22 protein-coding genes and 1 tRNA gene are annotated in these 17,614 nt (G+C 40.2%); 13 read left to right on the top strand and 10 right to left on the bottom strand.

Features of this window, described 5'->3' with window-relative positions; genetic code table 11:
- The first annotated feature begins 139 nt into the window (after positions 1 to 139).
- The 3 genes from PFZ69_RS13920 (at position 140) to PFZ69_RS13930 (ending at position 3,159) form a co-directional block, all read left to right on the top strand.
- On the top strand, positions 140 to 874 hold the full coding sequence (locus PFZ69_RS13920; RefSeq protein WP_270181673.1) for a glycosyltransferase: 735 nt from the start codon (positions 140 to 142) through the stop codon (positions 872 to 874).
- Between the two features lie 24 nt (positions 875 to 898).
- Positions 899 to 2,104, top strand: coding sequence for a glycosyltransferase family 2 protein (locus tag PFZ69_RS13925; RefSeq protein WP_270181674.1), 1,206 nt, complete (start codon positions 899 to 901; stop codon positions 2,102 to 2,104).
- An 80-nt stretch (positions 2,105 to 2,184) separates the two neighbouring features.
- Positions 2,185 to 3,159, top strand: coding sequence for a glycosyltransferase (locus PFZ69_RS13930; protein WP_270181675.1), 975 nt, complete (start codon positions 2,185 to 2,187; stop codon positions 3,157 to 3,159).
- Between the two features lie 38 nt (positions 3,160 to 3,197).
- On the opposite strand, the gene PFZ69_RS13935 is transcribed toward PFZ69_RS13930, so the two are convergent.
- Entirely contained in the window at positions 3,198 to 3,944 is a 747-nt protein-coding gene (locus PFZ69_RS13935; RefSeq protein ID WP_270181676.1) for a sulfotransferase domain-containing protein, read from the bottom strand.
- Between the two features lie 191 nt (positions 3,945 to 4,135).
- On the opposite strand from PFZ69_RS13935, the gene PFZ69_RS13940 reads away from it, so the two are divergent.
- Together PFZ69_RS13940 and PFZ69_RS13945 are read left to right on the top strand one after the other, a co-directional pair.
- Positions 4,136 to 4,858 (top strand): glycosyltransferase, encoded by a 723-nt coding sequence (locus PFZ69_RS13940; RefSeq protein WP_270181677.1) that lies wholly within the window; start codon positions 4,136 to 4,138, stop codon positions 4,856 to 4,858.
- Between the two features lie 34 nt (positions 4,859 to 4,892).
- Positions 4,893 to 6,158, top strand: coding sequence for an SLC13 family permease (locus PFZ69_RS13945; protein WP_270181678.1), 1,266 nt, complete (start codon positions 4,893 to 4,895; stop codon positions 6,156 to 6,158).
- A 35-nt stretch (positions 6,159 to 6,193) separates the two neighbouring features.
- Here the strand turns inward: PFZ69_RS13945 and PFZ69_RS13950 are convergent, their stop codons facing one another.
- Complete coding sequence (locus PFZ69_RS13950; RefSeq protein ID WP_270181679.1) at positions 6,194 to 6,325, bottom strand: hypothetical protein; 132 nt, start codon at positions 6,323 to 6,325, stop codon at positions 6,194 to 6,196.
- Between the two features lie 74 nt (positions 6,326 to 6,399).
- Positions 6,400 to 7,218 carry a hypothetical protein gene (locus tag PFZ69_RS13955; protein ID WP_270181680.1) on the bottom strand — a complete coding sequence of 273 codons (819 nt, stop codon included), beginning with the start codon at positions 7,216 to 7,218 and terminating at the stop codon, positions 6,400 to 6,402.
- A 146-nt stretch (positions 7,219 to 7,364) separates the two neighbouring features.
- Between PFZ69_RS13955 and PFZ69_RS13960 the strand changes: the two genes are divergently transcribed.
- The 3 genes from PFZ69_RS13960 (at position 7,365) to PFZ69_RS13970 (ending at position 10,008) form a co-directional block, all read left to right on the top strand.
- Entirely contained in the window at positions 7,365 to 8,543 is a 1,179-nt protein-coding gene (locus PFZ69_RS13960; RefSeq protein WP_270181681.1) for a hypothetical protein, read from the top strand.
- Positions 8,544 to 8,638: 95 nt separating this feature from the next.
- A complete protein-coding gene (locus PFZ69_RS13965) occupies positions 8,639 to 9,637 on the top strand; it encodes a hypothetical protein (RefSeq protein ID WP_270181682.1) in 999 nt (332 codons plus the stop codon).
- Between the two features lie 95 nt (positions 9,638 to 9,732).
- A complete protein-coding gene (locus tag PFZ69_RS13970; RefSeq protein WP_270181683.1) occupies positions 9,733 to 10,008 on the top strand; it encodes a hypothetical protein in 276 nt (91 codons plus the stop codon).
- Positions 10,009 to 10,033: 25 nt separating this feature from the next.
- On the opposite strand, the gene PFZ69_RS13975 is transcribed toward PFZ69_RS13970, so the two are convergent.
- From PFZ69_RS13975 to PFZ69_RS13990, 4 genes are all read right to left on the bottom strand, one after another.
- Entirely contained in the window at positions 10,034 to 10,723 is a 690-nt protein-coding gene (locus tag PFZ69_RS13975) for a DUF421 domain-containing protein (RefSeq protein WP_270181684.1), read from the bottom strand.
- A gap of 112 nt (positions 10,724 to 10,835) precedes the next feature.
- A complete protein-coding gene (locus tag PFZ69_RS13980; RefSeq protein ID WP_270181685.1) occupies positions 10,836 to 11,258 on the bottom strand; it encodes a GNAT family N-acetyltransferase in 423 nt (140 codons plus the stop codon).
- A complete protein-coding gene (locus PFZ69_RS13985; protein ID WP_270181686.1) occupies positions 11,258 to 11,773 on the bottom strand; it encodes a YjcG family protein in 516 nt (171 codons plus the stop codon). The genes PFZ69_RS13980 and PFZ69_RS13985 overlap by 1 nt, the downstream gene beginning before the upstream one ends.
- A gap of 97 nt (positions 11,774 to 11,870) precedes the next feature.
- Positions 11,871 to 12,593, bottom strand: coding sequence for an alpha/beta hydrolase (locus PFZ69_RS13990; RefSeq protein WP_270181687.1), 723 nt, complete (start codon positions 12,591 to 12,593; stop codon positions 11,871 to 11,873).
- A gap of 115 nt (positions 12,594 to 12,708) precedes the next feature.
- Here PFZ69_RS13990 and PFZ69_RS13995 point away from each other — a divergent pair, with 115 nt between their 5' ends.
- Together PFZ69_RS13995 and PFZ69_RS14000 are read left to right on the top strand one after the other, a co-directional pair.
- Positions 12,709 to 13,263, top strand: coding sequence for a phosphatidylglycerophosphatase A family protein (locus PFZ69_RS13995; protein WP_270181688.1), 555 nt, complete (start codon positions 12,709 to 12,711; stop codon positions 13,261 to 13,263).
- A gap of 104 nt (positions 13,264 to 13,367) precedes the next feature.
- Positions 13,368 to 13,442, top strand: a tRNA-Val gene (locus tag PFZ69_RS14000).
- A 45-nt stretch (positions 13,443 to 13,487) separates the two neighbouring features.
- On the opposite strand, the gene PFZ69_RS14005 is transcribed toward PFZ69_RS14000, so the two are convergent.
- A complete protein-coding gene (locus tag PFZ69_RS14005) occupies positions 13,488 to 13,766 on the bottom strand; it encodes a DUF3892 domain-containing protein (protein ID WP_270181689.1) in 279 nt (92 codons plus the stop codon).
- Positions 13,767 to 13,781: 15 nt separating this feature from the next.
- Positions 13,782 to 14,585 carry a hypothetical protein gene (locus PFZ69_RS14010; protein ID WP_270181690.1) on the bottom strand — a complete coding sequence of 268 codons (804 nt, stop codon included), beginning with the start codon at positions 14,583 to 14,585 and terminating at the stop codon, positions 13,782 to 13,784.
- 123 nt (positions 14,586 to 14,708) lie between these two features.
- Here PFZ69_RS14010 and PFZ69_RS14015 point away from each other — a divergent pair, with 123 nt between their 5' ends.
- The gene (locus PFZ69_RS14015) at positions 14,709 to 16,571 is read left to right on the top strand and encodes a PAS domain-containing sensor histidine kinase (protein ID WP_270181691.1); all 1,863 of its coding nucleotides are present in this window, start codon (positions 14,709 to 14,711) and stop codon (positions 16,569 to 16,571) included.
- The gene (locus tag PFZ69_RS14020) at positions 16,564 to 16,944 is read left to right on the top strand and encodes a VOC family protein (protein ID WP_270181692.1); all 381 of its coding nucleotides are present in this window, start codon (positions 16,564 to 16,566) and stop codon (positions 16,942 to 16,944) included. Before PFZ69_RS14015 ends, PFZ69_RS14020 begins: the two co-directional genes overlap by 8 nt.
- 66 nt (positions 16,945 to 17,010) lie before the next feature.
- Here the strand turns inward: PFZ69_RS14020 and PFZ69_RS14025 are convergent, their stop codons facing one another.
- Positions 17,011 to 17,154, bottom strand: coding sequence for a hypothetical protein (locus PFZ69_RS14025; protein ID WP_270181693.1), 144 nt, complete (start codon positions 17,152 to 17,154; stop codon positions 17,011 to 17,013).
- Positions 17,155 to 17,292: 138 nt separating this feature from the next.
- Here PFZ69_RS14025 and PFZ69_RS14030 point away from each other — a divergent pair, with 138 nt between their 5' ends.
- Positions 17,293 to 17,451, top strand: a complete 159-nt coding sequence (locus PFZ69_RS14030; protein WP_270181694.1) for a hypothetical protein — start codon at positions 17,293 to 17,295, stop codon at positions 17,449 to 17,451.
- Positions 17,452 to 17,614: the final 163 nt, after the last annotated feature.

Here is a 17,614-nt window from a genome sequence, read left to right on the forward strand (position 1 = left end):
CATGGTAGACAAGTGCCGTTTTTTAGTTGGTTTATGGAAAGTTGTGGGTGTGTATCTAGTCGGCGTTTCGTCTTATTCATAAACTAGTGATAGGTAAGATAGTTTACACGTTAACGACTTAAATATGAGGAGGGATCCAGTGAGTGATCGTCCGAAAGTTAGTATCATCATTCCATTTTATAACTGTGAGTACGTTAATCAAGCGATTGAAAGTGCACTGAATCAAACGTATCAACATATAGAAATCATTGTGGTAGACGATGGTTCTTCCATGCACAAACAGCTGATCGACCCTTATCTCCCTCTTGTAAAATACGTTTATAAACGTAATGGAGGCACAGCGACTGCACTTAATCGAGGGGTCGGTTTAGCTACAGGTGAATTCATCGCATGGTTAAGCTCAGATGATCTATTTTTACCAGACAAGATAGCAAAACAAGTTTCGCACATGAAGCACTCAGGAGCGGATCTCGTCTATACAAACTTCAGCTTGATCGATGAGAACAATGTTGTTTTTAGAGAGCATGTAGGGACAAGGTTAAAAACAAGGCTGGCTTTTTTAAAGCATTTACAAAACAACTGTCCAATCAATGGAAGTACAGTATTGGTTAAGAAAGCGCTATTTGAGAAAACTGGAATGTTTAACCCGAAGCTGAAATACACCCAGGATTATGATATGTGGATGAGGATGGCAAGATATGCACGAATCGAAAGTATGGAAGAAACCTTACTATACTATCGAAAGCATAGGAAGATGGGATCCGTTGTCCATAGTGATGAACAACAAAATGAAATCGCGTCATTAAAAAAACGGTATGAACGAATGCTCGATGAACTGATTATAGAAGAGCAAAGAAGAATTCTAGAAACATGAAGGTTATGAGAGCGAGGTGATTCCATGCATGGCAGCAAGACTGAGAAAGAGATCAGTATCATTATCCCGACCTATAATAAATTTCCTCAAAATTTATTCACGCTTTACTCCCTCCAGAATCAAACGTTTGATTTATCTAAGGTCGAGGTGATTTTGATCGATGATGGTTCTACGGATGAAACAGCTCAAATCATGAATCGTCATTCGTTTACATTCGATCTGAAGTACATCGATTGTGGCGGAAATATCGGAAGAGCGGCTGCACGAAATAAAGGTCTTATGGAAGCGAAAGGAAAAGTTATTATCTTTCTTGACGCAGAAATACTGGTGAGACCGGATTTTTTGACGATCCATCACACCTATCACAAAGAAATTAAAAATGCGGTCGTAACAGGAATCATTTTTATAAAACGACTGTACTCTGTACTATTTAATGACTTCACACCTGAACAGATCGAAGAGTGTTATGAACTAGCAAAATGTAATCCAATACTGGTAAAAAAGTTTAAGGAGTTCGAGGTGAACAAAGGACGAAAACCCTTGATCACTCGAGCAGATATCATAAATCAATCGTACCAATCCATGACTATGCCTACACATTACGAAGAATTTTATAAACGTATTTTAATCAACAATTACGGTTATCAATTACAAGACTACCGTATTCCGTGGCAGTTATTTGGAACCGGACATGTTTCTGTTTCTAAAGGAATGCTCGATCGGGTAGGGCTGTTCTCTGAATACCCAGGCTATGGGTGGGATGATTGCGAGATGGGCTTCAGACTGTATAAAAAAGGCGCTAAATACGTTACGGATCCAAGGCTTGTGAGTTATCACCAGGAACATCCTGTTTCGATTCATAATACTGACGATTCAAAAAAGAACTACTACCGATTTCAAGAAACGTATCGGTCGATCGAATGTATGATCATTAGCCTTACGTTTTTACCAGTTCCTTTCAATTTGCATGAAGTGAATCAAATATTGATAGATTACCACAAGCTATGTGAAACGTACCCGAACGATTATTCGCTAACGAAGAAAGTGTTTCATGAGATGTTGAGAGGTATCGGAAAGCGACGTGCTTTTAATGAACCGTTAACAGAATTGATTCCTAAACATCTGAGTGAAGAACAAGTTGCAGCGTTGCATGAAGAACTTCAAACAGTGGGGAACAAAAAAGAGTTTACGCGTTTTCTAGAGTGCTTTGATCGCTTAAAGAAGCTGTAAGACAAATTGAGTGAAAGGAAAACAATGCTATGAAAATTACATTTGCTGCATTAACTCTCTGTAAGGGAGGGGCACAAAGGATGTTGGTTGAACTAGCCAATGGTTTGGCAAACAAGGGGCATGACGTTTCTTTTGTTATGCCTCCTGGCGGCGTTATCGAATATCCGAACAAAGTAACGGTTATCAGGACAAAGGGTACAGGGATCAAATCAGATGATTTTCCAGTAAGCGACGTGATTGTTTCGAACTTCTACACACTTACGAACGTGTGTCAGCAAGCGAGTCAGGAAGGGAAAGGAATTCATGTTCGGATTAGCCTCTGCTATGAACCGGTTTTTCTAGATGATCATGAAGCGTCTTTTAAAAGCTATCACATTAGTAAGAACCTTATTGTTCTCTCAAACTGGCAAAAACAGCTCATCAACTTAAATCATGGGATTGAAGGCAAAATTGTACCTGTCGGAGTCAGTGATGTGTTCAGGAATATGAACATCCGAAACAACAAGAAGTTAGAGGTGAGCGGCATCCTTCGAATACCAGAAGGAGGCTATTCCTGGCATAGAGAGCAAGAGTATTTGATTTCTGTTTTCACTCGGTTGAAACAAACGTACCCTGATTTGAAAATAAATTTGATCACACCACCTTCAGAATTAAACTCATCACGGTGGTTGAGGCAAATGCATGCAAATCAACTGTTTCAATCGTTAACTCCGCAAAATGATCAACAGCTCAATCTATTCTTGAATCAAGCGGACATATTCGTGAGCTCGTCTACTTACGACACCGCCTCTCTTCCAGGATTAGAAGCCATGAAGTGTGGTGCGGCACTTGCAACGGTTTACTCTGGTGGAAACATGGACTATTGCAGAAGCGGGGAGAACTGCCTGTTATCTTACCGGCATGAAAATAACTTGTTTCGAGATGTATCGACCTTGATTCAGCAGCCGAACCTTCGAAACAAATTCATGGTTGAGGGACAGAAAGAAGCTGCGAAATGGACATGGCAGCGAAGTGTGAATCTGTTCGAACAGGCGTTGATCGCTTTTAAGAAATAATCGCTTGCTAATTGGGGGAGAGGTCCCCCTTTTTTTCATTACCAGCTCTTATCGTTCTCGTAACCTAATTGAATGAGAAGATCTCCTGCTACCGCTTTAAAGGCGTCCTTCACCTCTTTATCAAACTCTTGCCTCCAATTTCCTGATTGCCCTTTCCGAAATGTGACTGATTTTTTAGGATCTACATTCGATTGCATCTGATTGACTCGCGTTTTTATTACGTCTTGGTGAAGTTCTAACTGAAAGAAGCGTACTATTCTTTCTAATTGCTGTAACTGAGATTCTTTTGATTCTACAAGTGATTCGTAAGAGATTGGAAGAACATTCGGTTCATTCAACCATCCTGCGAACTTCTGGTACCAATCTCTAATATTAGGCCTCTTGATTAAATCATTAGTTGCTCCGTTTATGAAAATTAGAAATCTCTCTTTGATCGACAACTTATGATCTTGGAAGTATCTTCGATAAGGGTGGTCGGGAAATTGCATGAAGAAATAACCGTAAGACACGACGATATCTCGAGGGTCTCGATACAAAAAGAGCTGTTTAAGTTCCAGTTCCTTAAAAAGGGCTGTATACTCATCCGAATGGAAGAGGTGACCGTTTGCAAATGAGTTTATTGGAAGTGAGGAGAGCGTTTTTCGATGCTCCTCGAGTTGTTGAAGATGACCAGGATAGATGAATGCTTTGTGCGTAAGCTCTGGGTGTCCCTCTAGGAGTTGTTTCATTAAGTGTGTTCCGCTCTTAGCAATGGAGTTCGCAAAAAATGGGTTTCTATTCGTCAAAGCAAAAATCCTCTCTGCTTTTTTCTAATACTTTCACACCTTCATCTTATGCAGTACCTACAAGTTGGTCTCTTTGAATAAGAAGAGGTTTGGTTCATCGCATACATAATCCATAAAATAGAGGAATGTCCAATACAAATTGGAAGCAATTGCATAATTTAATATGACTATGAAATCCAGGGGGGAGACCGTTGGAAAAGGTTTCGATCATCATTCCATTCTATAACTGCGCATACGTAGATCAGGCGATACAGAGTGCGCTGAACCAAACCTATGAAAATATTGAAATCATCGTTGTGAACGATGGTTCTACGAAACATGAAGAAAAAGTTAAGAAATATCTGCGTTCGATCACGTATATAAAAAAAGAAAACGGTGGAACTGCAAGTGCGCTGAACGCTGGAATCAAAGCAGCAACGGGGGCTTATTTTTGCTGGTTAAGTTCAGATGATTGTTATGAAGCCGATAAAGTACGAAAGCAAGTTGAGTTTATGAAAAGAACGAATGCCTCAGTCAGCTACTCATCTTACGTCCTGATGAATCAATCGAGTGCTGTCGTCACTGGCCCGATCGGTGTTTACTTTCCAACTAATCTACTCTTTTATAGAAAGATCAAGGTGAACTGCCCAATCAATGGATGTACGGTGATGCTTAAGATGTCACTATTCGAAGAACTCGGAGTGTTTGATGAAAGCCTTCCCTTCACGCATGATTATGATTTATGGTTAAGAATCGTGCAAAAATACGACTTCAAGTATTTAGATCAGCCTCTCGTACGCTATAGAGTCCATGATGAAATGGGAACGAAGAAACATGCTGCAGCCATTCGAAAAGAAATTCAAACCGTTCGGAAAAGACATCTTCGAAACATGAATCGGAAAATTGTAGACGAAATCAAAGGAAGAAGACTGTAGATGGCTGAACATAAAAAATTTTTAATAGGAGAGTGTGTCAGTTGAAATGATGAGCATCTATGGATTTATCACGATCAGCATCATTTTCATCATGTTTATCATTTTGATGTTCGAGTGGGTAAGGGCTCACATTGCGTTTGTTTCAGTTGTCTTCATTCTACTTCTAATCGGAGTGCTCTCTCCAATGGAAGCCATATCAGGATTTATTAATCAGAGTGTCATCACGGTTGGAGCATTATTCGTAATCATCACTGCCATTCAGAGGACCAGCGTTGTGGAAACCTTAACAAGTATGATTTCGAGGTCAGCTGATAATGAATCAAAAAGCACGATGAAGATCATGGCGATCGTTTCCGCAATGTCTAGCTTCCTTAACAATATACCGCTCGTTCTTCTGATCACCCCAATCGTTAAAAAGTGGTCGATCGCCAAAAACTCTTATCCATCAAAATTTCTCATCTCAGTGTCTTATGCAGCTATTCTAGGCGGAATGTGTACACTGATTGGAACTTCGACGAACCTTTTGATTCATTCCATGCTCGTACAAAATGGGTATGAAGGGTTTTCAATGTTCGAATTAGCCCTAGTCGGTGTACCAAGCGCGATAGCAGTGATTCTCTACATGAGTATTTACGGCTATCGACGACTGCCGGAAATACACCATGAAGAAAAAGAACTTCCAACTCAGGTGAAGAAACTGACAATGTCGGGAAAAGAAATCCTCATTTATGTTTTGTTTTTCTCCATGCTTCTTAGTGTAAGTTTGCAGTGGATTTCGATGGCTCACGGTGCAATGATCACCTGTATCCTTTTCCTCATTCTCAGAGTGATCACAATCAAAGAAGCGTTCCGATCGATCCCCTGGCCGCTGTTAAGCATCATTGGATCTGCTCTAGGGATTGCGGTGGCACTTGAAAAGTCTGGTGCTGCTCTCATGATGACAGAAACATTTATCTTACCATTGAGTGAGTATGGCCCCTTTCCTTTACTCGTTGCAATCTATATCTTAGCCTCAGTCGTTACAGAGATGATTACGAATAACGCTGCAGCTGCTCTCGTTTTTCCAATCGCACTCTATATGACGGAACAACTAGGATTCAATGTTGAACCATATGCAATTGCGATCGCGATTGCTGCCTCAGCTAGCTTTTTAACTCCTTTCGGCTATCAAACGAACCTAATAGTTTATGAAGAAGGAAAGTATCGATTCGTCGATTTTATGAAAGCTGGTTTGCCAGTGAAAATCATCGTCATGTGCACGACGCTTTATTTGATCCCTCTTTTTTGGCCGCTCATATAAAAGCCACCTTCCATAACCATGGTAGGTGGCTTTACTTATCTATTTGGTTTCCATGTCACTTTCCCACATGATTTACACCCTGATTTCTTTGGTGCTGGCGGTTGCGATTTACCGCGAGGACGGCGTTTCGCTTGATTAAATAATTCCTGTATATCTTTCTTTAACATTGTCATCCTCCTATTAAAATACGATCGATGGTTTGATCTAGTTTATTCATTAGAGGAGGACGGAGTATAGGCATTTAACGCTTTTTTTGAAATGGATTTATTATGGATCGTCGGTTTTCTCTATTTTGGAATTTAAACGGATTAAACGTTTGGACGTCTTGATTAGCATTTACGTTTTTAAATGGTTCGATCTGATGGCTTAATTTCGGTTTTTCCTCGAGCAAACCTTTCTTTGCTTCTATAGGCTTCTTTGTAGGGGAAGAAGCAAGTTCAGGTGGTAAGTCTGGCCAGTCTGTTTCAGTTTCGTTCAATTGGTAGTTTGCAAAATGAGGATTGATGGGGCGAAGAACTTTCTTAATGATCGTTTGGTATTCATGAAACGTGATCGCTGAGATTGGATAAAGTTCTTCTCTATAAAACGACTGTATGATCGCATAGCTAAGCCATTCAGGAATTTGTTGTGAAACGTAAGGTTGAAATCGAAATCGTAATGTAGCACTTAACGTTGGAAGCCATAAGTGTTTGTGAAGGTGCTCTTGAACGTTTTTCGTCGAGAGCTGTAGCGGCTTTAAATAGTAGTTCATATTATTTACTCTGAGTGCAATTGGATGAGAGCCGCTATGACGTACCTCAACGAAGATCCGTAGGTCCTGAGCTTCATGTCGATTCGTGGTTAGCCGAACTCCAGTATGCAATAAACTTTTTTTTAGTGAATCAAACAGCTCAACAGGTAACCCCTCGATACACACAACTTTACCGGTGAACGCGCTCGACGCTTTACTCGAGCGGGCATCGATGGATAGCCCAAAGTATGGCATGAGAAGATTGAGGTGCTCTCGTTCTTCCTTTGTTAAGGATCCGATCGCTCTCTCTTTCCAATAGAATTGTTCCATATAAAAACACTCCTTCGACGGATTAAAATGAATAAGAAGCAGATTTCCAATAAAAGAAATTTGGGCAGCCTTTACTGTTGCATTTCTCTCCTAATTCCATAATATGTAGTGAATCAACCTATAATGTGAAGAAAGGAATGAACTATATGGGTCACAAGCCTAAACCGAACCGAACGATTCCTACTGCAACGAACAGTTTGCAAGATGAATGTATTCGCGTTCAAAAAGTTTACGACTGGGTAACGGACCAACTGATGGTTTCAAAGAACATCCAATTCTCTGAAGATCAGTTAGAACAGATAGAGTCTGCAATGGAAGATCCTAGTCGCCGTCCGCTAAGGATCGTTGCACAAACGCCTGAAGCGCCACCATTATTTCCGCTAGCAGATAGCGATCACTGTGAGGAGTTTCTTTGCGAACAGGTTGGAGAGAAACGAGATGTGAACGTCGTACTTCCAGGGGGAGGCTATGCGGACGCACAACTCGTCGATTTACTCTTCACCACAGATGTGAAAGTAAGAGTAGTCGACCGTAACGGTCAGACGGTTACAGAGGTTAGCTGCAATGCATCTGTATTAGAATCTTTCGTTCTATGCTATCCGGACGGAACTGATCTTTATTGCCGCATTACGAAGATCATCGCACGCATCCCATCTGGCACGATTCTCTTAAACTGTCCTGTTCCTCAATCATTCGATCTAGAAGTTATTTTCTGTGTAGATATTCAAGTTGAAGCAGAGGTGAAGCTAGAAGTTCTTGCTAAGTTCTGTTCACCTCGTGATAATGACCTGATCGCTCCAGAAGATGTTGATGAGTGGTGCCCACCAATTACGTTCCCTGAACAATGTCCAGATATCTTCCCAAGACCAAGCTGCGATTGTACTGTAGCGGGTGAAGCCAGCGGTTCTACTGGTAATGGAGACTACGAAGGAAATATCTCGATGAAGCTCAATATTTGTCCTGATTGCAGCTTGACTGGAAGCAATATGTCATTTACATTCAATGATTCAAACATGGAAGATGGCACGATGGACTTTTCATTCACAGCAGAGTCATTCGATCAAGATTCACTCGTTTGCGTTCCTTGTGGAGACGAAGGTGTTAAATTCATGATCAATGGATCCGGAAGAATGAAAAACGGAATCAGATGTGAATTCAAGCTAGCTGTTGTAGATACTGATGAAGGCAATGAATTCGAAGTGCATTTGTACGACCGTAGAGGGGAAACTGTATTCAACTCTGGTGTAGTCGAAGCTGAAACAGGCGGTTTAACGATCGACAACTGCATTAATTTCGACGACATAAAGTACAAGAAACATCACTAAGATCGAAGGATGTGAAGGGGGAGAGAGATCTCTCCCTTTTTGTTATGAAGAGGGGACCGAGGTTCATACATATAATAGGGAGAGGAGTGAGCCAAGTGAAACAGGATGAAACGTTAAGCTATTCCAGGTTGATTACAAGAACAAAATACTTTCAAGAAAAATCATTAGAACTTGAAAAAGAACTGATATTTGTAAAAGATCATCTTCATTTGGTCGAAACTAAAATGGAAGAGTTACAATACGAAAACGATGCTAAAAGAGCGTCACTCGAAACGAAAGAAGGGAAGATAAAGGAATTTGAGAAGGAAGTAAACAAAGCTCACCTAAAGATTGAAGCATTGGAAGAAGAGCGGCGTAAGTTAATCGGTGAGCTTGAGAGAACAAAGGCTGAAATCGACAAAGAACAAAAGAGTACAACAGACCTGAAGATGAAGCTTGAAGCTGTAGAAAAGAAATACCAAGGAGCAGTTTCAGAAGGTAGGATCAAGAATTACGAAAAGCTTCTTACATCGATGCAAAATGATATCAATGAGAAAGAAGTACAAATACAACAATTCAAAACAAAAATAAAAGATTATGAAAGACGTATGAAATATCGAACGCCAAGTGATGTAAAGGATACAGAAACATCTGAAAGTACAGATAAACTAAACGCGTTAGCGTACTTAAATTACTCGATCATTGTGAATGATAAAAAGTCATTCATCATAAGAGGGGACTTGCAGATTACGAACAAAGGGATGTCGTCGCTGAAGAACCCAGTTGTATGTTTTCGATTCCGTCCAGCAGAAACAGCCATAATTAAAGGTCAGATTCTAACGGTTGAACAGGCAGAGACAAGAGGGGCTACAAACGGTACACAGTGGACGTTCATGGATAGCGACTGGATGTCGAAAGCAAGAGAGCGAGGCGAGATCTGGGTATCACCTCTTGGTGATGTTTCCATTTCTCCTGGCAACAAAATAGGGATCGAGAATTTTCAAATTCCATTAAGAACGGAGATTCATGAACCTTTTATTGTAGAGGGATTCGTATACTTTTATGAACAAGATTATAAGATCAAAACGTCGAATCAAATCGCGATCAGCTATTAAGAATTGGAATAAATGAGTTTTCGCCCACTCTCACGATCTTCCAGTTGCATACGATAAGAATGTGAAACCACATCTAGATGAAGAGGGGGCAAGAAATGTCTAAGAAAAAACGAAAGCCAAAAGTGATACGTGTTGAAAAGGTGATCATAAAAGCTGATGAAGTGATCATCGAAGACCACGGTAAGAAACGTCATCACGACCACGATCATCATGAAGACCGTCATGATGACGACAGAAGGGATCCATGGGGATTCTTTGGTCCTGGACCTACTGAAGAAATTGCCGAAGAAGTAGAAAGTGATGATGAAGAGAGGAAAGACGAAGCTTCTGAAGATGACGATCAACCTCAAGGCGGCTTTTCATGGTTTTAAGAGCAGATGATCATCTGCTCTTTTTTTATGTATCATCATGTCTAACAGGATGCAGGAATACACCTTCATCTTGCTTCCATTCGAGAATGAGAACTTCTTCAGGGTGATCGATATGATGCTTCTTTAGTACTTTATTAAGCCATTCTTCATTAAATCCAGCTTCTTTTAAGTTGCCCCAATCGACCTTACCATCTGAAATGAAGGTCGTTGAAAGGTGTTCTTTCACTGGACGAAGGTCAAAGTCGCCTCTCGTAGGCTGTGAGTACTCTGATTTCTGTAAGACGCTTATACTTCCATTCGTTTCAAGAATGGCAAATTCAACTTCTCTTAAGGAAAAAATGCCTTTTTGTCTAAGTAAGTTCTGAAGTTGGTTCAAATCTAATTTATTCTTCTTAAGGTTTTTTCGGTTGATTCTACCATGGTGAATTACGATCGAAGGACTTCCTTCCAATAGCTTCCTCGTTCCTCTAAACTTTTGAGTAATCCATTCGATAACGTAGATAAGCAATCCCCATAGTGTGACTGTGTAAATGATCGTTACGTATGTAATATCTTTGTCATAAATCGCATTACCGACCAATTCACCGAGGACGAGGGAGGAGATGAAATCAAACGGTGTGATCTGAGTAATCTGTGTCTTACCGAGCATTTTGGTTAACACGAGTAGTGCGAGAAAGCCTACGATGAGTTCTATAAAGATTGACCCATATTCCATCTCTACCATTCCCTCCTAATACGCCATCGTACTTAGCATGTGCGAATCATTCAGAAAATACCCTTCGTCAAGGCTGCTTAGAATAAAAAAAGACACCGGACTTAAACCGGTGTCATAGTGCTTTGATCATCGTTACATGAGGGATGCCAGCATCCATAAATTCATCAGACGTCACTTCATAACCTAATGATTTATAAAATTCGATCGCTGATACTTGTGAATTGAGCTTCAATCCGGCTGTTTCAATTTTACGAACCTGATTTTCAAGCTCGTTCATCAAGAGCCTGCCAATTCCAGTTCCTCTTGCTTCCTTTAGAACACAAATTCGCTCGACTTTTACAAAGTCACCGACCATACGGTAGCGCCCTGCCGCAACAGGTGTGTCCTCATCATAAGCTACAAGATGTGTAGCTTCGTCTTCGTGCTGGTCGATCTCAAGATCTTCAGGAACGTTCTGTTCCTGAACGAAGACGCGATGTCTTACGCTGAAAGCATCATCCATCTCTTTCTTTGTTTCCGCTACTTTAATTAGCATTAGCGAACTTTACCGAGGTGGAATGTTTCATAAACAGTCCAAGACCCATTCTCAAGTTGATAAAGAAGTTGAAAACGGTCGATGGTTTCCTCTTCATCAACATCCATCATACGTAGGCTGCCGTACACATCTGAATGTTCATCATCAGAAAGCTTTTGAGCGATCGTAATGTGAGGAACGAAGTTGTATTCACGATCTGTCCTGACTTCCTCTGGGTTAAGCTGACGATAGAGGTCATTTAACACGTCATTTTCTTTTACCTTCATATAGATCACATTGTTAACTGGATGAAACGATCCAATTTTATAAACGTTCATCGTAAAAGGTTTTGATTCGTCAGAAATTCTGTGGAGCTCTGGTGTAATCTCCTTAATTTCTTCCTCTGTCGCTTCGAATGCTTCTCTTATCGTTAGGTGTGGCGGGATAAGTGCATAATGTGGATCGTAACGTTTTCTGTATGAGTTTGCGATGTCTTGTAGTTTCTTTGACGGGAATATTGCAATGCCGTATTTCATAGTATAATCCCTCCCATTAAATTTGCTCTGGACGTGACTTATTCATTTCCACTGTTAATTATACCAAAAATTCAAAAATAAGAAATGGTAATGTCGTTTACAGCTTGAACATATGAAGAAGCGCGCGTTTCATATCTGGCTGCCAGTGTTTCCAAAGGTGGCCACCTTCGAATTCATCATAGAAATAGTCAAAGTCTTTTTCTTTAATGATTTTACTCAATTCTCTGTTTGGGTCGATGAAATTTTTCTTCTGTCCATCAGTCGTAGGTACTTCTGTTTCTTCAGTACCAATCACATGATAGATCGAAAGAAGTTCAGGGTCTTTAAAGGTTGCGACTTTCTCTTTCAATTCGTCATCAACGTATGGCGAGTGAAGAATCGCTTTACCAAACGTTCTCGGATATTCGAGCCCGGCACGTAATGCAACCGTTGCAGCAAGCGAGTCTCCTATTAAAGCACGCCCATAACCTAAGTGGAAGGTCGCGTATTCTTCATCGAGAAACGGTACTAATTCATTGACTAAGAAGCGTAGGTAGGCTTCACTTTGTTCGCCATCTGGGTGATATTTTTTTCTGCGGTCTTCCACGCTTTTGTATGGAATTCCTACAATGATCAGTTCTTCGATTTCATCATTTTCGATCAGCTCATCTGCCGTTCGACCAAGGCGACCTAGCTTAAAGTAATCGCTACCATCATTCGCGATCAAAAACGAATATTTATAGAGTGGAGAATAGTTATATGGCAAATAAATTTGGAGTGGGATTTCTTCTTGTAAATGTTCGCTATATAGTGAAGTGTCCTGGTATGTTCCTCTGTTCATTTCAAAGCCTCCTGTGCAGTAGTGAAAGTTAGTTTTATTTGACATTCTAATTTTTCGTAGTGATATAATGATTCTAACATACTTGCTTTTGGGGGACATAGAGAGGAGAACTAACATGAAGAAAAGGATACATAGTCGTGAAGTAGAAGCTGCAACAAGAGCATTATTAAAAGAGCGTGGCGTATCGATTCAGGATATTGCTGATATTGTGTTTAAAATGCAATCTCCTTATGTAGATGATCTATCGATGGAAGACTGTATAGAGAGCGTTGAAGCGGTTCTGATGAAACGTGAAATTCAGCATGCTGTACTCGTTGGCATCGAACTCGATAAGCTTGCTGAACAGGGGAAACTTTCAGAGCCTTTGCAGTCCATCGTCGAAATGGACGAAGGGTTGTTCGGAGTCGATGAAACAATCGCGCTAGGTGCGGTGTTCGGATATGGAAGTATCGCTGTTACGACCTATGGTCATTTAGATAAACAAAAGATTGGAATTATTGAGAAGCTCGATACAAAGTCTGGAAACGGAGTTCATACATTTTTGGATGACCTAGTGGCTAGCATCGCTTCAAACGCTTCTAGTCGTCTCGCTCACAGACTTCGTGACCGAGAGGAAGCATTGGACAAAGAAGAGCGTGAGAAGAGAGATCAAGAAGAGCGGATCGGTTGATTTTAGAGGAGTCCCAAATGTGGGACTTCTCCAATTTTTATTCACGGAAAGTATTGACAGTTCTTTATTCAGTCATGTATATTAATAAATGTCCTTAAAGAACTGATCCGTTAGCTCAGCGGGAGAGCACTTGCTTGACAGGCAAGGGGTCACTGGTTCAAATCCAGTACGGATCACCATACATAACCTAACCAGCGCGACCTCATAGAGGTCGCGCTTTTTTCTTAAAACTCTGGTAGATTATCGAAATTGTTTTCTTTAATTCCGTCTGGCTCACTGCGTATAATATCCCGACCGTATTTATGAAAAACATCAACCCCGCTTAACTTACCGCTCTTCGCAGCCTCAAGTGCTTGTATATAATCTAACTCCTCACCAGTATTGGTTTTAAAAGCAATAAGATCACCATCTTCATTCTTTCTTACTGCTGAGATGTATGTTCCGGTTTGTTCTACAGCATTTTGCTGCCTGTAGGTTTCAAACGCTTTCTCGTAACGATCCATGTGCCATTCTCCTTTCTAATCGATCATGTTGAGTAAAGGCTCCGTATCGATCTTCCATTTGCTAGTGAGCGGATCTCGTTTAGCATTGAGACTAATTACTGTTGTGATTGTACCTGCATCCGAAATGTATACTTCAACTTTTGTTTTTATCTCACGAACGAATGGATTACCCTTATTCTTTTGTATCGATTCAATGTTCCAATTCGTAACGTACAGCTTAAATAGTTTCTTACTGTCCTCATTCACAACAACCTTTTCTAACAACGTTTTATCCGTATTGTTAATCGCGATCATCGCGACATCAACAATTTCTTCTGGACTTTTTTTACCGAGGTAGTCATCGATCTTACCTGCTGCTTTTAAGACCATAAGATGGTGAGCTGGATCAGGTTCTGAAGATCTGTGTGTGGAACTGTTCAAGAAATGTAAACAGAAGTGGCCGTTGAATCCATTTTGCAATGCTCCAGCTCCATGAGGCATGCCGTTCATTGAGCCAGCGATCTGTTTCCCATCGATCGTAACGATGACAGCTCTCCGTTTCCAGCTCCATTTTCGATAAATCGCCTTCATGATCTTTGTATCTTTATGTGTTAACGGTTGTACATCCGCGTGATCACTTCCAGCTCTGCGCTGAACGTCAAAAGACTTACCCGTTTCTACATCCGTAATCGAAAATACTGCCTTTCTAGGAATGATTTTCTCTACTTCTTTCCAAGGGATGAGCTGTACTTTATTGTCTAACGGAGGGATAGCGTATGTTCGATCGATTGGGTGTAAAATGAGGCTTAATAAAATTAACATCGAAACAAGAAATTTCATAATCATCCCCCTTGTCGAATCCCCATTATTTTGCACAATACGTGGGAGAGTATTCTTTTATTTATACGACTCTTTAGAGGAGCATGATATAATCGTTGCAAAGATACTAAAAGGGGAACGCTTATGAGACGAAACGATTTGTTTTTTCTAAGTACAAGTGAAAACTCGATTCAAAATGAAAGCGATCTTCGAAGTGAGTTAGTTGAAAAGAGCAAAAAACTATCTCATATTTTTAGTTCTTCGAAAGATGGGATCACGTTATTCGACCAGGATAATGGGTTGGTCGAAATTAATCAGGCTTGCTGTGACATTTTCGAACTAGAGAGAGAAGACATCTTAAACATGAAGATCGGTCATCATATTCGATCTGAATGTAAAGATGACTTTGAGAAGATGATGACGGACCTTAAAAGGTTTGGATATGTTAGAAGCCAGTTTCCGATTGTTTTGGGAAATGGCAAGGAGAAGTTTATCGAACTTTCGATAACGTCTAGCGCGTACAAGGATTTAAATTTATCGATCATTCGAGACATATCTTCAGAACGTGCATTATTCGAAGAATTAATGGAAAACAAAGAAAAGTTCAATAGTATTTTTGATCATGCCCTCGATGGCATCTTGATTTGGAATAAAGATCGCATGATCGTTGATGCGAACCCTGCTGCATGCAAGATGTTTAACTTAACGTCTGAAACAATCAGGAAGTACAATATTTTCGATTTCCTAGAAGGTAAAAGCGTATCTACAGGAAAATTGTTTCAACAGGAGCTTGAAGAAAAGGGAGAAATTCGTGCGGAGTTAGAATTTACGATAGCTGGTGGAGAAAAGAAGTTTTTAGAGTTCACCTCAAAGAAAAGTATTCATGGTGACCTTTACATGACTATCTATAGAGATATTACTGAAACGAAAGCAATGATTGTGGAGATTAAGGAAAGTGAAGAACGCTTCCGCAGGCTGTTTGAAGGGGCGATGGACGGCATGGCGATCATCCATCATGGTGGATTGATTAAAGATGTGAATCGCGCTTTTGTAGAAATGGCCAACTTTGAAAAAGATGATGTGGTTGGTTCTCACTATGACGATATAAGAGGTGACTGTGATATTACGTGGGACTATCATGCTGCTAATGGGCGGAATGGCGAAGGCAAGCGATGGAACCCCGTAACAGAAAGCGTCCATACTTATAGCTTCACAGTGAGTTACAATATCTATCCGAACCACCACCTCGTTATCGTGCGCGATGTAACAAAGATTAAACGATCAGAAGAAATTGCGAAAAGGACAGAAACAAGCAATGTCTTGTCAGAACTTGCAGCAGGAGTCGCACATGAAATACGTAATCCCCTTTCGTCGATCAAAGCGTTTTTACAGCTACTTAAAGGGAACGATTCAGTGAATCAAGATCTTCTAAACGTAGTAGGAACTGAGATGAAAGAAGTAGAAGAGTTCGTCAATGAGTTCCTTCTATTATCTAAACGTGAATTGGTTTCATACGAAGAAGTAAATATGGTCGATCTGCTAGATAGCATCATCTCCAGCCTTTCAAATAAGGCAATGGAACATCATGTTGAAATCATCACGAGAACAAATACCAGTATATATTGTGTTTGTATCAAATCACATATAAGACAAGCCCTATACAATATTATTGAAAATGGAATCGAATCCATGGTGAATGGAGGAACATTATTAGTGACGCTCTCCATGGATCAAGACATCATGATTGAAGTTGCTGATGAAGGAACCGGAATTCCACATCAAATCATTCATAAGTTAGGTGAACCATACTATAACACTGCCGAAAAAGGCACGGGGCTAGGTTTGATGGTGAGTTACAAAGTAATAGAAGAGCACGGTGGATCGATCACGGTTACAAGTAAAGATAATATCGGAACTCGATTTGTTATCGGTTTGCCCTTAGACAGCAAACAAGCTCGACAAGAAATAGAAGATCGACGCCAGAAAAAGGAGAGAAACTATGATTGAAGCGGTAACGATTCATCATGTAAGCATATCTGTTACGAACCTCGAGAAAGCTAACGAGTTTTATAAAGATATATTATGCCTAGAGGAGATTGATCGTCCTGATTTTGGTTTTAAAGGAGCATGGTATGCGATAGGAGATCGACAGCTTCACTTAATTGAGTATCCATCTTCGAGTTCTCTCAGACATTCGAGTGAACTCGATTCAAAAGTAGGTCACTTTGCTCTACGGGTTAAAGACTATAGTGCTTGCGTAGAATGGTTGAAGAAGAAAAGTGTACCTTTTTATGAAAATCCTACGAGCAGAAGCGGATTCGCGCAGATTTTTGTTGCAGACCCTGATGGAAATTTAATTGAACTAAATACAGAGCAATAGAAAAAGAGCCCTAGGTTTGGGAGCGATAAGAAGCTCCCAAACCTAGGGCTTATTTTTATTGATAAACTATTTTTTAAATTCGCTATGCTCTCGCTGAGGATTAGCTGCTTTTTGGGCTTCTTTTACTACTTTTTTCGCCTCTTCTGCTCGTCGTTGTTCTTCTTTAGCTTTTTCTTCGATCTGTTTAATTTGTTCATTTGAACGATCCAAAATGGAACTCCTCCTCTAAAAATACCTTTCTCGTACCATACCTTAGATTCCAAAAAGAATCAAGTAATTTACAGCCTTTTCTGACATTTCGCATGATGGACAAGAATACATTGTGTTATAGGAGAGGAGGAGGATAACGTGTTTGAAACGATTCTTGGACTAGTTGCGATGTTTTTAGGTCTAGGGTTATTTATGGTGATTATTTGGAGAGGAATTAAGGTCGATTCTGCAAAACATGACATGGAGTTTTTATGGGAGGATTATAGAGAAATCATAAAAAAAGAAAAGGCACTGTAGTGACATAGATTATGTAAAAACGTAAAAGTGAAGATTGAGAACTACAAACTCGCAAATGCGGGTTTTTATTTTTGGGCAAAAGGCTAGTTGGTTTCTGTTATTCTTGTTTTGGGTACTTTAGTAAAGAAGTGAGGTGAAGACAGTGGGACTAAGGAGAAGGATC

Origin of the sequence: Alkalihalobacillus sp. CinArs1, from assembly GCF_947387515.1 — a bacterium.
Classification (GTDB): Bacteria; Bacillota; Bacilli; order Bacillales; family Guptibacillaceae; genus Guptibacillus.